We start from the raw sequence: 14,469 nt of genomic DNA, 5'->3' as shown, positions 1-14,469 counted from the left end.
ACGCCGTGGGCGAGAAGCGCAAGACTGGGGAATGGGGAATGGGGAATAGGGAATGGGGAATGGGGAATGGGGAATGGGGAATGGGGAATGGGGAATGGCAATAATGCACTCCCCCTCTAATCCCAAGTCCCTAATCCCTAATCCCTATTCCCTGTAATTAATATTCCCTGTCACAGAAAAGGGCGCCGAAGCGCCCTTTAACGTTTTTACCGGAATAGGTTTTACCGGAATAGGTTTTACCGGAATAAGCTTATTTGCTTACCGAATGCTCGGCCAGATACAACCAGGTGTCGATCACGGTGTCCGGGTTGAGCGAGACCGAGTCGATGCCCTGCTCTACCAGCCAGGCGGCGAAGTCGGCGTGATCCGACGGGCCCTGGCCGCAGATGCCCACGTACTTGCCGGCCTTGCGTGCCGCCTGAATGGCCATCGACAACAACGCCTTCACCGCCTCGTCCCGCTCGTCGAACGAGCCGGCCACCAGTCCCGAGTCCCGATCCAGGCCCAGAGTAAGCTGGGTCATGTCATTGGAGCCGATGGAGAAGCCGTCGAAGTAGGCCAGGAACTTGTCCGCCAACAGGGCGTTGGAAGGCAGTTCGCACATCATGATCACCTTGAGGCCGGCTTCGCCACGCTTGAGGCCGTTTTCCGCCAGAATGTCGATAACGGAAGCGGCTTCGGTCAGGGTTCGCACGAAGGGAATCATGATTTCGACGTTGGTCAGACCCATGTCGTTGCGCACCCGCTTCATCGCCTCGCACTCCATGGCGAAACAGTCGCGGAAGTCTTCGGAGATATAGCGAGAAGCGCCCCGGAAACCCAGCATGGGGTTTTCTTCATCCGGCTCATAGGCGTCACCGCCCATCAGGTTGGCATACTCGTTCGACTTGAAGTCGGACATGCGCACAATCACCCGCTCCGGCCAGAAGGCGGATGCCAGGGTAGAGATCCCTTCGGCCAGCTTGGCCACGAAGAACTCGCGCGGACTCTCGTAGCCGGCGATGACTTCGTCGATCTTCAGCTTCAGCTCCGGGCTCTGGGTGTCGTAATTCAGCAGCGCCTTGGGGTGCACACCAATCATGCGATTGATAATGAACTCCAGTCGTGCCAGACCCACACCGGCATTGGGCAGCTGAGCAAAGTCGAATGCCCGGTCCGGGTTACCCACGTTCATCATCACCTTCACCGGCGACACCGGCATGGAGCCGACTTCGGAGGTGTTGACCTTGAACTCGAGCTGACCGTCGTAGATAAAGCCGGTATCGCCCTCGGCGCAGGACACGGTCACTTGCTGACCATCCTGAATGCGCTGGGTGGCGTCACCACAGCCGACTACCGCCGGAATGCCCAGCTCACGGGCAATAATGGCCGCGTGACAGGTACGGCCACCGCGATTGGTCACGATGGCGGCGGCCCGCTTCATGATCGGCTCCCAGTCCGGGTCGGTCATGTCGGTCACCAGCACGTCACCGGGCTTGATGTCGTCCATTTGTTCGATAGAGGCAATCACCTTGGCGGTGCCGGCACCGATCTTGTGGCCGATGGAGCGGCCTTCGGCGATAACCTTGCCGGTTTCGTTGAGGGCAAAACGCTCCAGTACATTGGCATCCTGGCGGCTGCGCACGGTTTCGGGACGCGCCTGTACTATATACAGCTGGCCGTCGATACCGTCTTTGGCCCACTCGATGTCCATCGGGCGGCCGTAGTGTTTTTCGATGATCACCGCCTGTTTGGCCAGCTCCATCACCTCAATGTTGGTCAACGAGAAATGGCGGCGCTCTTCGCGGCTGGTTTCCTTGATCTCCACCTGCTTGCCGAGCTCTACGCCATCGGCGTAGATCATCTTCTGCAGCTTGGAACCCAGGGTCTTGCGCACCACCGCCGGGCGACCGGCCTTGAGGGTCGGTTTGTGCACATAGAATTCATCCGGGTTGACTGCGCCCTGCACCACCATTTCGCCCAGACCGACAGAGGAAGTGATGAACACCACCTGATCGAAGCCGGACTCGGTGTCCAGGGTAAACATGACCCCGGAAGCGGCGATGTCGGAACGCACCATGCGCTGAATGCCGGCCGACAGCGCCACGCCGCGATGGTCGTAGCCCTGATGAACCCGGTAGGAAATGGCGCGATCGTTAAACAGGGAGGCGAATACGTGCTTGATGGCCACCATCACGGCGTCCAGGCCACGTACGTTGAGGAAGGTTTCCTGCTGGCCGGCAAAAGAGGCGTCGGGCATGTCTTCGGCGGTGGCGGACGAGCGCACCGCAAAGGAGGCCAGATCGCCGGCCTGGCCGGTCAGCTCATGATAGGCACCGGCAATGGCCGCTTCCAGCTCGGGCTGAAAAGGCGTATCGATTACCCACTGACGAATGGTGTTGCCGGCATCACCCAGGGCCTGGATATTGTCCACGTCCAGGGTATCCAGCAGGTCATGAATTTTTGCGTTGAGTCCGCTCTGCTCCAGAAACTCGTTAAAGGCGAAGGCGGTGGTGGCGAAACCGCCGGGAACCGACACTCCGGCTCCGGACAGCTGGCTAATCATCTCGCCCAGAGAGGCATTTTTTCCGCCTACCCGATCTACATCGTGCATACCGAGCTGTTGGTACCAAATCACATATTCCTTCACTGCCACGTCTCCAACAAAAATGTTCTTGGGGGTGCGTATTTCGCTCTGCATCGTGTGTATTCATGCAGAGCCCTGATTATTTTATGGTGCGGCTGGGCCTTGACACCGAATGATTCTACAATGGCGTCAAAAAGCGGGTAAACGTTTAACCTGCGCCAATACCCAAAAGTGAGATCTGGAGGTCCCATGCACACGGTTTTTTATGTTTCTGATGGGACGGCGATCACAGCCGAAGTATTCGGCCATGCAGTACTGAGCCAGTTCCCCCTGCCTTTCGAGCAATTTACCATCCCCTTTGTGGAAGATGAAGGCAAGGCCCGGGCGGTAAAAGCCAAAATCAACGACAGTTATCATCAAAGCGGCAAGCAGCCCCTGGTGTTTCACACCATTGTCGACAATACCCTGCGCAACATCATCACCAGCAGCGATGCCATGTGTTACGACTTTCTCAACACCTTCGTGGCTCCCATCGAGCAACAACTCGGTGTCAAGGCCGAGCCCCGTACTCACCGCACCCACAGCATGGACAACAAGAAACATTACGATTCGCGTATCGATGCGGTAAACTACGCGCTCGATAACGACGACGGCGTCACCACCAAGGAATATGACGAAGCCGATATCATCCTCGTTGGTGTATCCCGCTGCGGCAAGACCCCGACCAGCCTGTATCTGGCCCTGCAATTCGGTATTCGGGTCGCCAATTACCCCTTTATCGATCAGGACATGAGCCGGCTGAATCTGCCCCCGGCACTCAAAAGAAACCGTCACAAACTGTTCGGATTGACCATCGACGCCGGCCGGCTGCAGGAAATCCGCCAGCGCCGTCGAGCCGACAGCCGCTACTCCGCCGCCGAGCAGTGTCGTTACGAACTGGATCAGGTAGAGCGCATGTTCCGCATGGAAGCCATCCCCTTTATCGACACCACCTATCACTCGGTGGAAGAGATTTCGGTCAAAATTCTGGAGCGTACCGGGATCCGCCGCCGCATTTATTGATTGAATACAATAAAAACTTCATAAAACTGAGATCTGCTCCCCGGCATTGCGCACAAAAACAAACAAAATGTTGATTTGGTGTTTACAAAAATGTATACATTGCACCTAGAGTTTAACTCAGCACGGCGTAGAACATAGCTTCGGTTATGAAGGTGGATACCCGGTTGTGTTCAGAGTGGTGTGTGACGCTTGTATTCGATAGCGAAACACAACCATGTACACAACCAGGTGTTCAACAGGGCTACCGGCGGCATTATGTCGATACCGGTGATGCAAGCTGCTCTCGCACAACAACAATAACAGCGTGAGAAGGTAGCAAAAACCTACTTGAGAAACACTCAGGACTTATGCAATGAAACACAATCAAAGCAAGTCAGTATTCGATTACTACGGCAAGCCCTCTTTCGGTAAGGCGCTGCCGCTCTCGTTCCAGCACATACTGGCAATGATCATGGGCGCCGTCACGCCCCCACTCATCGTGGCCGGCGTAGCCGGTGCCACCGCCCAGGAAACCATGCTGCTGGTACAGATAGCCCTGTTTTTCTCCGGTGTGTCCACCCTGCTGCAACTTTACCCGGTCGGCCGTCTCGGTGCCGGCATGCCGACCATCTTCGGCGTGGGTTTCGCCTATGTGCCCAGCCTGATTGCCATCGGCAGTGTCTACGGCATTCCCGGTATTCTGGGTGCCCAGATTGCCGGCGGTATCGCCATGATTATCGTTGGTATCTTCATCAAGCAGATACGTCATCTGTTCCCGCCCGTGGTGGCCGGCACCGTGGTACTGGTTATCGGTTTGTCCTTGTATGACATCGCCATCAAATACATGGCCGGCAGCGGTAACACCGCCGCCGAAGGCTTCGGCAGCGGCCAGAACTGGCTGGTGGGTCTGACCACCCTGGCCGTGGTGCTGTGTTGTTCACAATTTGCCAAAGGTTATTTCCGTCTGGCCGCCATTATTGTCGGCATTCTGGTGGGCTACACCCTGTCGTTCTTCTTCGGCATGGTCGACTTTACCCGCCTGGCCGAAGCGCCCTGGGTGATGATTCCGACTCCCTTTGCCATGGGCATCGAGTTCCATACTTCTGCCGTCATCTCCATGGTCGTCATCTGTATCGTCAACTCGGTACAGACTATCGGTGACCTCTCGGCCACCGCCATCGGCGGCATGGGCCGCGAAATGAAAGACAAAGAACTGTCCGGTGGCCTGTTGGGCAACGGTCTCTGTACTCTGGTAGGTGCCTTCTTCGGTGGCCTGCCGACCGCTTCGTTCAGTCAGAACGTCGGCATTGTGGCCATGACCAAGGTCATCAGCCGCTATGTGCTGGGTATTGCCGCCGTGTTCCTGATTCTGGCCGGTCTGCTGCCCAAGTTTGGCGCCGCCATGACCACCATCCCCTACCCGGTTCTGGGTGGTGCCACCATCATAGTGTTCGGCATGATCACCATGACCGGTATTCAGCTGCTGGTGAAAGACGAACTGTCTTCCCGCAACATCACCATCGCCGCCCTGTCCGTAGCGCTGGCCATGGGTATCAACACGGTACCCGAAGCCATTGCCCTGCTGCCCGACACCGCTCGCATGCTGATCGGCTCACCGGTTATCGTGGCCGCGACCGTCGCCTTTACCCTGAACATGGTTCTGCCCAAGAAGTCGCTGAAAGACGAAGCGCGTGAGCGTGAACAGATTGAGCGGGAAATGAACGGTGACACCGAGAGCGAGCCCTGTGATGGCAACATGAAGATAGAAGCCAGCAATTGAAAGGGTAAGCCGAACGGCAAGGATGAAAATCCATAGCACTCGGGTATAACACCCAAAAAGCCGGTCGCAAGACCGGCTTTTTTTGTGGCTGAGTGTCATACCAATCTGTAAAACTAACTGATCTGTTTGGCTGCCCCGAAAAGGTCGAACGAAGGGTCGACTCCACCGACACGCTGAACCGCATCCCTGCGACGCTCAGCACATGACGTCCTGTCATGTGATGGTCGGTAGAGTTGAACCCTTCATCCGCCCCTCTGCTGCGGCGTCGCCTGTGGGAGTGCCCTGCAGACAACTCGGTGCTTAAGGAGAGGCAACAGAGATCGGCTCCCACGACCGTGAAATGCCAGGGCCGGAAAATGCTCCTGCCGTTCCGGCATTCCCGCCATCCCTGGCGGTCAGATGGCATTTTCCGAGCCCCCATGGATGGGTTTATGGCGTGTCGCGGGAGGTGACTCTGTTTCCTCGAGTATTCAGTTTTAAACTAGATCATATTTTTACTTAGATTGGTATTATTTCAGCCGCCACACCGTCATCTCGGCCAGGGTGTGCTGAAACTTGCGGCGGGTTTCGCGGATCACGAAGGGAATATCCTGCTGCCCCACCAGCTCGAAGCGTTCCATCAGCGCGGCTTTCAGGCCATCCAGAGTGGTGAAGTTCTCGCCGTTGACCTTGATGCCGCCCAGCCACTTGGCCTTCGGGGTGTAGTCTTCCAGCCAGGTATAGGGCGAGGTCAACACCAGATAACCGCCGGCATTCAGCCGCTCGTGTACCTGGCTCAAAAACAGCGCCGGATCGTAGAGCCGGTCGATCAGGTTGCCACAGAAAACCAGATCATAACCGGTGAAACGCGGCTTGAGGTTACAGGCATCGCCCTGCACAAAATCAATTCTGTCGGCCAGGCCGGCATAACCCAGCTCCTCGAGGCTGGTTTCCTTGAACTCCACCAGCTCGCCTTCGGTAGGAATGGCAAAACGGGTCTGACCGCTTTCCTTGAGCTGAAAACCGTGCTGAATAAAGCGGGCAGAAAAATCGATGCCATCCACCTGGGCGAAATGACGGGCCAGTTCGAAACTGGCGCGTCCCACCGAGCAGCCCAGATCCAGCGCCCGGCCCCGGTTGAGATTCGGCGCCAGCGCCATCAGCGCCTGTACACAGGCCACCGGATAGTTGGGCACATTGAAATAGTGATCGCCATAGTGAAACTCCAGGTACTGGGCCACCAAAGCATCGGTTTCATAGGTATTTACAGGTTCCACGGGTACCTCTGCGCTATCGGATTCAATGTATCTAAAGCCCGCATGCTGAAAGAAATGCCGGCGAAAGGCATAGCGGGAATAACGGGTCGCCTCGTTACCGGTCGAGATCCAGGATCCGCCCTTGAACAGGTTATGGCGGCCGTCGAAGGTCGGAGTAGAAAAGTCGTCATAGAGCGGATGCACGTCAAAGCCGGGAAAGCCGTCTATCGGCGTTTCGGTCCATTGCCAGACGTTGCCCACCACATCGAACAGGCCCTCATGTTCGAAGCGGTTCACCGGGCAGGACGAGGCGAAATGCTCCAGGTTGATATTGCCGGGGGCCGTTTCCCAGTCGGGCTGATCCGCATCCAGCCGGTTGCGCAGCAAGGTCCATTCCGCCTCGGTCGGCAGCCGTATGTGGCTGCCGCTCTGCTCGGCTTTCCAGTTACAGAAGGCCTTGGCCTCCAGGTAATTCACCTCCACCGGCCAGTCCAGCGGCAGCGGCATTTCCTGCAACAGGTTACGCTGCACATATTCGCCGTTACGGTGCGACCAGAACCGCGGCATCTCGGCGCCGGTATAGCTTAGCCAGCGCCGGCCCTCTTCGGTCCAGAATCGAGGTTCGCCATAGCCGCCTGCGTTCACGAAAGCCAGAAATTCGCCGTTGGAGACCAGGTGTTTCGCTACCTTGAACGAGGGTACCGCGACGGTCTTTTGGCCGTATTCGTTGTCCCAGCCATAGGTGGCCGCCGCCGCCGGTTTGCCGAGGGTCATGGTCTCGCCCGCCACCGGCAGCAAACTGTTTTGCGGCGCCGGGCCAGACTCGGCACAGGCGGCCCACAACGGATGCGCATTCAGGTAGGACAACGGCAACATGCGCATGATCACCGACGAGGTCTCGAGATGAATGCGTTCATGCTCTATGCCCATCAGCACGATCCAGGCCGGTGAATCCTGGGTAATGGGCAGGGCCAGCGGCATCTCGCTGATCAGCCGGTCGACCACCTCTCGCACTCGAGCACGGTAGGCACGGGTTTCGGCCACCGTGGGCCAGTCATAATGAGCGCTGTTCAAATCGTCCCAGGACATTTCGTCCACCCCGATGGCAAACATCGACTCCAGCCGCTCGTTCAGCCGGCCGTCCTGAAATTTACCCAACAGGAGCTTGTTGATGAAAAACACCGCGGTATGACCAAAGTAGAAGATCAGCGGGTGCCGCAGTGGCTCTGGCCGCAGGTAATAGGCCTCGTCGCTGTTGATGCAATCGAACAGGCTCTCGTACAGCGTATAAGTCTGATGAAAGTAATGCCGAATTTCTTCCCGCTTTTGCTCGGCCGAGCGGCCGGTCAATAACGGGGTTTTACTCACCACCTCTGTTAATGTTTCCATAGCCTTCCCTGATTGATGTCTGTTTTTGTTGTTGGTATGGCGATACGGTAACGCCTGGCCACATTATCGGACAGACACTAGACCCGACAACCCTGACCTGTCTTTCCACCAGCAAGGCCGTCGCCCGCACCGACAAAAAATCGGTTTCAAAGCGCTGCCCCTGTGCTATAAACGTGGCCCCGTTTTTTTCATCATTACAGGAAGTATCATGACTCAATTCGACAACGTCACCGTCATCAAGAAAGCCAATGTCTACGACGGCGGCAAAGTCACCAGCCGGGTGGTCAAATTTGCCGATGGCAGCCGCAAGACCCTGGGTATCATGCTGCCGGGCGAGTACACCTTCGACACCGCCGCCGCCGAGCTGATGGAAATTCTCGCCGGCGAGCTGGAAGTACAACTGCCGGGCAGCGACAGCTGGCAGGCCATCAAGGGCGGCGAGTCGTTCAACGTACCGGCCAACGCCATCTTCAAGCTCAAGATCCACAGCCTGGTGGATTACTGCTGCTCCTACTTCGAGTAAGATTTGAGCCAAGCACTCTGCCTTTAGGGGCAGAGTGTCTCCCCTCCTCAATCCCGCTATAGTTATCCCGTCATTGAAGGGGAGAACCTTATGCGCACGCTATTGCTGTTACTGGGTCTGCTGGCCACGCCGCTGACCGCCGCCGAATACCGTATTGAAACCCTGGCCGACGGCCTGCACCACCCCTGGGGACTGGTTGAGCTGCCCAATGGCGAGCTGCTGGTCGGCGAGCGCCGGGGCCGCTTGCTGCGCCTGAATGCCGATGGCAGCCGGACCGCCATCGACGGCCTGCCCGACATCAAAGCCGGTGGCCAGGGCGGCTTGCTCGATTTGGCGCTGCACCCCGACTTTACCGACAACCTCTGGCTGTATTTCAGTTACAGTCAGCCCGGCCCCGGGGGTGCCGGCACCGCCGTGGCGCGGGCCAAATTGACCGGCAACCGCTTGATCGACACCCAGAGCATCTTCGAGCAATATCCCAAAACCTCGGGCGGCGCCCATTTCGGCTCGCGCCTGGCCTTCGACCCCCAGGGTTATCTGTTCATTACCACCGGCGAGCGTTATCACTCGCGGGACATGGCCCAACAGCTCGACAATCATCTGGGCAAGATCATTCGCCTGCACGACGACGGTCGAGTGCCCAAAGACAATCCGTTCGTCGAGCGCCGCTATGCCCTACCCGCCATCTGGAGCTATGGTCATCGCAACATACAGGGTGCCGCCATTCATCCGCGGAGCGGCGTGCTCTGGGCGCAGGAGCATGGTCCGCGCGGGGGCGATGAGGTGAACATCATCAAGCCCGGAGTCAACTACGGCTGGCCGGTGGTGACCTTCGGCCAGGAATACAGCGGCGGCGCCATCGGCCAGGGCAGCCACCATCCGGACATGGAAGATCCAATCTGGGTCTGGGTGCCCTCCATCGCCCCTTCAGGCATGCTGTTCTATACCGGCAGTCAGTTCCCCCAATGGCAGGACTCGCTCTTTATCGGCGCCCTCAAGGCCCGCAAGCTGGTGCGACTCACGCTGGACGGCGAGCAGGTCACCCAGGAGCAGCATCTGCTGGACGAACTTGGCAGCCGGATTCGTACCCTGGTACAGGCCCGTGATGGGGGCATCTATGTACTCACCGATGCAAGCAACGGCAAATTGCTCAAGCTGGTGGCACCGGCATCACCCGAGGGCTGATTTTAGCGTAAAAATGCGTTAACCTTTAACAACTGTATTTTATTTAAATTACCTTTGTGAACAAAAAGGAATACATAATGAGTCAGAAAATCTGGAATGTGTATCTGTCCGGCGAAATCCACAGCGACTGGCGTGAGCGTATTATCGAGGGTGCCAAGGCCCAGGGTCTGGCCGTCGAGTTCAACTCGGCTGTTACCGATCACGACACCAGCGACATGGTGGGCGTGAATATTCTGGGCGCCGAAGAAGATAACTTCTGGCGTGACCGCAAGGCCTCCGGCATCAACAGCATTCGCACCTCGACCCACATCAAGCAGGCCGATGTGGTGGTGGTTCGTTTCGGACCCAAATACAAGCAGTGGAATGCCGCCTTTGACGCCGGTTTTGCCGTCGCGTCCGGCAAGCCCATCATCACCCTGCACGATGCCGAGCACGACCACGCCCTGAAAGAAGTGGACGAGGCCGCCAAGGCCACCTGTCGCCACCCGGAACAGGTAGTGGAAATTCTGTCTTACCTGCTGTCTTGATGGCTCATCCCCCGCGCTCGCGGGGGATTTCTTTTCGCTGTGCCGGGTTCTGTCGGCTACGGCCCTTTCCGCCCCCATGTACCGACCACTTCTGTTTTACACTTGTCGTGATTGAAACAGAGGTATTTACCCCATGAATAACCGAGTCACCCTACTCTTGCCGAGTCTGTTGCTGGGCCTGGCGCTGCCGCTGCTGGCCGCCGAGCCGGTATGGATAGATGTGAGCAGCCCCGAAGAGTACGCCCGGCAACACCTGGCAGAGGCCATTCATATTCCCCATACCCGTATTGCCCGGGACGTCAGCACCCGCTACCCGGACAAAAACACACCCCTGAACCTGTATGACAGTGGCGGTAACCGCGCGCAGCAGGCCAGCGAAGCATTACAGACACTGGGTTATCGGCAGGTAAGCGCCAAAGGCGGCTTTGATGATCTTGCCGCCGACGGGTTACCCGGCCGATACATGGCGCCCGAGGCGACACCTGTTCAGGCCGAGCGCATCACGCTGGCACCCGCCTCGCACACGGTAACCCCGGCAGAGAACTGACGCCGGCAACCATCTCAGACATTGTCTATTTCATGCTCGCGCAAGCCCACCTTGAGCACCTGATCGCCGTCCACATCGGCCACGGTCCACACCATGTCGTAACGCACAAAGTGATCCCCCACTACCGGGTGGCCGTTGCTGTGGGCCAGCATGAACTCGCCCAGGTTTAAACCGGCTTCGCTTTCGTCCACGTCCACGCCATACATCAGCGCCACGTCCCCCATGCGGGCATTCGCATCCAGTATGAAGTCGCCGAAGAAGGCGCGCGCCTTGCTGCGCGCCGCATCCAGATCGCCACCAAACATGTTGTTCAGGGTCTTGAGGTGATTGCTGCGCCCGATGACACAGAGCACATCGTTCAGCGCCAGCCGAGTGCTGCCCGAGGCCGGCAGCAGGTTTTCGCCTCTGAACACCGCCGCCACCCTACAGTGCGGCGGAAAGGTCAGCTTACGCACCACCACACCGTCTATCGACTCGCTGCTGACGGTATAGAGAAACATCTCGAAGTCGTCTTCTTCAAAAATACCCAGCATGGAACGGCGCCGGGGCGCGGGTTCGGGCGGCACTTCCACCTGCAGCAGCCGGGCCATCTGCGGCAGGGTAGAGCCCTGCACCAGCAAGGAGATCAGCACCACGAAAAACGCCACATTGAAGATCATGGCCCCTTCCGGTATGCCCGCCATCAACGGAAAAATAGCCAGCACGATGGGCACGGCCCCGCGCAGCCCCACCCAGGAGATAAAGCCGAGCTCGCGGGCATTGAAACGAAAGAAGGGCACCAGCGCCACCAGCACCGCCAGCGGCCGGGCAATAAAAATCAGCGCCAGCGCAATCAGGCTGGCCGGCAGCGCCATCGCCCACATGTCCGCCGGCGAAATCAGCAGCCCCAGCACCAGAAACAGCCCAATCTGACTGAGCCAGGCCAGACCGTCGAACACCGGCAAAATCGACTCCATGTGGCGCAGGCGGGCATTGCCCACCACCAGACCCGCCAGATACACCGCCAAAAAGCCACTGCCCGCAAAAAGCGCCGTCAGCGCAAACAGGGCCAGACCAAAACCGGTGACCAGAATGGGATACAGACCCGAGGCCAGCCCCACCCGCTTGATCAGCTGCACCAGCAACAGCCCCCCCAGCACCCCGGCAATGGCGCCGATGCCGAATTGGGTCAGCAGAAACAGCAGGGTATCGCCGGCGCCATGCATCTCGCCGGTGATCAGGCCAATCAGGGTCAGGGTCAGAAAAATGGCCATGGGATCGTTGGTACCCGACTCGATTTCGAGCGAGGCCCCTACCCGCTGGTTAAGGTGCATCCCCCTGCCGCTAAGCAGCGAAAACACCGCCGCCGCATCGGTCGAGCCGACAATGGAGCCCAGCAGCAGGCCGTGCATCCAGCTTAAATCCAGAATATACACCGCCAGCAGCCCGGTCATGCCGCTGGTGATCACCACCCCCAGGGTGGCGAGACTCAGCGCCGGCCTCAGCCCCACCCGAAAGGTTTCCATGCGGGTGCGCATGCCGCCGTCCAGCAGTATGATGGCCAGCGCCAGGTTGCCGACGGCATAGGCCATCGAATAGCTTTCAAACTCGATGCCGCCGGGTCCGCTTTCACCGGCGAGCATGCCGATCAGCAGGAAGATAAGCAGAATGGGGATGCCGGAACGCGCCGACAACAGGGTCGCCAGCACGCTTAAACACAGCAAAACCCCGGTCAGCAGAAAAAGGTGTTCTATATTGTCCAACGAGTGAATTCCGACAGGGTTTTAGATGTAACTGTTATATCACAGCCAGAGGGTTTGGTAATAAATGAGTTTTTAGCCACTTTTAAAAAATATATATTCAAAAATACACATAACCTTTGCGTGACATGATCGGTGCCTTTACAGCGCAAACACCCCGTCCCCAGAGTGACACTGCGCTCGGCACCGAGTGAATAAAAATACCATAAAAGGACTCATTTGATTAATTTTAACGGGCAAAGAAAGCCTTTATCAGATTAAAATGTCGCCTGTTGTGCATATTTCACTATTAAAAAACCATTATCCGGTTGCGGCCACGACCGACCTTCTTTAAAGTCCCGCGCTTCATTTACTTATTCATCTTCGTCTGCCGGGCCTGCCCCTTCGGCGTCGAACCCCTTCAGGAAGGAACCGGTAATGGACCAACCCCATATCAGCTCGCTGATCCCCATCGTTATCACCCTGGTGCTGTCGCTCGGCACCCGCAACGTGGTGATTGGCCTGTTTGCCGGTGTCGCCAGTGGCGTGGTGATGCTGAACGACTGGCTGCACCCGCTCGACAACTTCGGCATTCTGGTCAAAGACCACCTGGTCGGTCAGTTGACCGACAGCTATAACGCCGGCGTACTGGTGTTGCTGGTATTTATCGGCGGCTTTGTGGCGCTGATGGAACAGTCCGGTGGCGGCCAGGCCTTTGCCCGCAAGGTCACCCACTGGGTCAGCACCAAGTGCCGGGCCCAGGTGGCAGCCTGGCTGGGCGGCATCGTCATCTTCTTTTCCGATCTCGGCACGCCGCTGATCGTCGGCCCGGTATTTCGGCCGCTGTTCGACAAGCTCAAGCTGTCGCGCCAGAAACTGGCCTTCATCATCGACTCCACCGCCTCGCCGGTGGCGATTATGGTGCCCTTTATCGGCTGGGGCGTGTACATCATGGGTCTGCTGCAAAAGGAATTTACCGCCCTTGCGCTGCCGCTGACCGACTGGGAAGCCTTTATTGCCGCCATTCCGTTCCAGTTCTATGCCGTGCTGGCGGTGGCCATAGTGCCGCTGATCGCCTTCAAGAAACTGGACTTTGGCCCCATGGCCGAAGCCGAGCGCGCCGCCGAACGGGGTGAAATTGCCGCCGGCCCGCAAGAGCAGCAAACCCTGTTCAGTCACGACAACGCCCGGGCCTCGTTTGTATGGGCGCCACTGCTGGTGATGGCCGGGGTGTTAATCGCCATGCTGGGGCCGCTGGGCTTTCCGTTCGAGAAGGTGTCGGGTTCGGTGTTTCGTGCCGCCCTGTCTACCGCCTACTTCATGGCGGCCATGACGTTGATCACCCTGATGGCCTGCTATGGTGTACGCCGGGTGACCGATGGCATTGCCGTGTACCTCAAGGGCATGGGCAACATGATGCAGGTGGCCATCGTGCTGATCCTGGCCTGGACCCTGAGCAGCGTGGGCAAGGATCTGGGCGCCGCCGCCTACATTGCAGAACAGGCTCAGGCCGGTTTTCCTGCCTGGCTGGTACCGGCGGTGGCTTTCTTGCTGTCGGCGGTGATCTCCTTCGCCACCGGCTCGTCCTGGGGCACCTTTGCCATCATGATGCCGCTGGTGATCCCCACAGCCGTGGCCATTGACGCCCCGCTCTATGCCTGCATCGGCGCCGTGCTCTCGGGCGGTTTGTTCGGCGATCACTGCTCGCCGATTTCGGAAACCACCATACTGTCGTCTACCGGCTCGGGCTGTGATCAGTTTGAACACTTCCGCACCCAGCTGCCCTACGCCCTGCTCAACGGCGGCATTGCGCTGGCGGGCTTTGTGGTGGCCGGTTGGGTAGAAAGCCCGCTGGTGCTGCTGGCAGCCATCGCCACCCAGCTGGTGCTGGTTGTCTTGCTGTCGCGCCTGCAACGCGCTCGCCTGCAGGTTCAAACCGCATAACGGCGAACTCCCGC

The 14,469-nt window shown here is 58.2% G+C and carries 10 protein-coding genes; 7 read left to right on the top strand and 3 right to left on the bottom strand.

Going from position 1 to position 14,469, the window contains the following annotated elements:
- Positions 1–250: 250 nt before the first annotated feature.
- Positions 251–2,629: a phosphoenolpyruvate synthase gene (gene ppsA / locus Q0753_RS01845; RefSeq protein ID WP_298716605.1), complete on the bottom strand. Its 2,379-nt coding sequence runs from the start codon at positions 2,627–2,629 to the stop codon at positions 251–253.
- 186 nt (positions 2,630–2,815) lie between these two features.
- Here ppsA and Q0753_RS01840 point away from each other — a divergent pair, with 186 nt between their 5' ends.
- Together Q0753_RS01840 and Q0753_RS01835 are read left to right on the top strand one after the other, a co-directional pair.
- Positions 2,816–3,628: a pyruvate, water dikinase regulatory protein gene (locus Q0753_RS01840; RefSeq protein ID WP_298716310.1), complete on the top strand. Its 813-nt coding sequence runs from the start codon at positions 2,816–2,818 to the stop codon at positions 3,626–3,628.
- Between the two features lie 352 nt (positions 3,629–3,980).
- The gene (locus tag Q0753_RS01835; protein ID WP_298716307.1) at positions 3,981–5,387 is read left to right on the top strand and encodes a nucleobase:cation symporter-2 family protein; all 1,407 of its coding nucleotides are present in this window, start codon (positions 3,981–3,983) and stop codon (positions 5,385–5,387) included.
- 509 nt (positions 5,388–5,896) lie between these two features.
- Here the strand turns inward: Q0753_RS01835 and ovoA are convergent.
- Positions 5,897–8,011: a 5-histidylcysteine sulfoxide synthase gene (gene ovoA / locus Q0753_RS01830; RefSeq protein ID WP_298716304.1), complete on the bottom strand. Its 2,115-nt coding sequence runs from the start codon at positions 8,009–8,011 to the stop codon at positions 5,897–5,899.
- 208 nt (positions 8,012–8,219) lie between these two features.
- Between ovoA and Q0753_RS01825 the strand changes: the two genes are divergently transcribed.
- The 4 genes from Q0753_RS01825 (at position 8,220) to Q0753_RS01810 (ending at position 10,793) form a co-directional block, all read left to right on the top strand.
- A complete protein-coding gene (locus Q0753_RS01825; protein WP_298716301.1) occupies positions 8,220–8,534 on the top strand; it encodes a pyrimidine/purine nucleoside phosphorylase in 315 nt (104 codons plus the stop codon).
- Positions 8,535–8,624: 90 nt separating this feature from the next.
- Positions 8,625–9,719 (top strand): PQQ-dependent sugar dehydrogenase, encoded by a 1,095-nt coding sequence (locus tag Q0753_RS01820; RefSeq protein WP_298716297.1) that lies wholly within the window; start codon positions 8,625–8,627, stop codon positions 9,717–9,719.
- 77 nt (positions 9,720–9,796) lie between these two features.
- Positions 9,797–10,246: a YtoQ family protein gene (locus tag Q0753_RS01815; protein ID WP_298716293.1), complete on the top strand. Its 450-nt coding sequence runs from the start codon at positions 9,797–9,799 to the stop codon at positions 10,244–10,246.
- Between the two features lie 133 nt (positions 10,247–10,379).
- Positions 10,380–10,793, top strand: a complete 414-nt coding sequence (locus Q0753_RS01810) for a rhodanese-like domain-containing protein (protein WP_298716291.1) — start codon at positions 10,380–10,382, stop codon at positions 10,791–10,793.
- 14 nt (positions 10,794–10,807) lie between these two features.
- On the opposite strand, the gene Q0753_RS01805 is transcribed toward Q0753_RS01810, so the two are convergent.
- Complete coding sequence (locus tag Q0753_RS01805; RefSeq protein ID WP_298716289.1) at positions 10,808–12,535, bottom strand: potassium/proton antiporter; 1,728 nt, start codon at positions 12,533–12,535, stop codon at positions 10,808–10,810.
- A 414-nt stretch (positions 12,536–12,949) separates the two neighbouring features.
- Here Q0753_RS01805 and Q0753_RS01800 point away from each other — a divergent pair, with 414 nt between their 5' ends.
- Complete coding sequence (locus Q0753_RS01800) at positions 12,950–14,455, top strand: Na+/H+ antiporter NhaC family protein (protein ID WP_298716285.1); 1,506 nt, start codon at positions 12,950–12,952, stop codon at positions 14,453–14,455.
- Positions 14,456–14,469: the final 14 nt, after the last annotated feature.

This window comes from uncultured Oceanisphaera sp. (assembly GCF_947495715.1).
Classification (GTDB): domain Bacteria; phylum Pseudomonadota; class Gammaproteobacteria; order Enterobacterales; family Aeromonadaceae; genus Oceanimonas; species Oceanimonas sediminis.
Note: the sequence above shows the minus strand (reverse complement) of the source record. Positions and strands in the feature narration are given on the sequence as shown.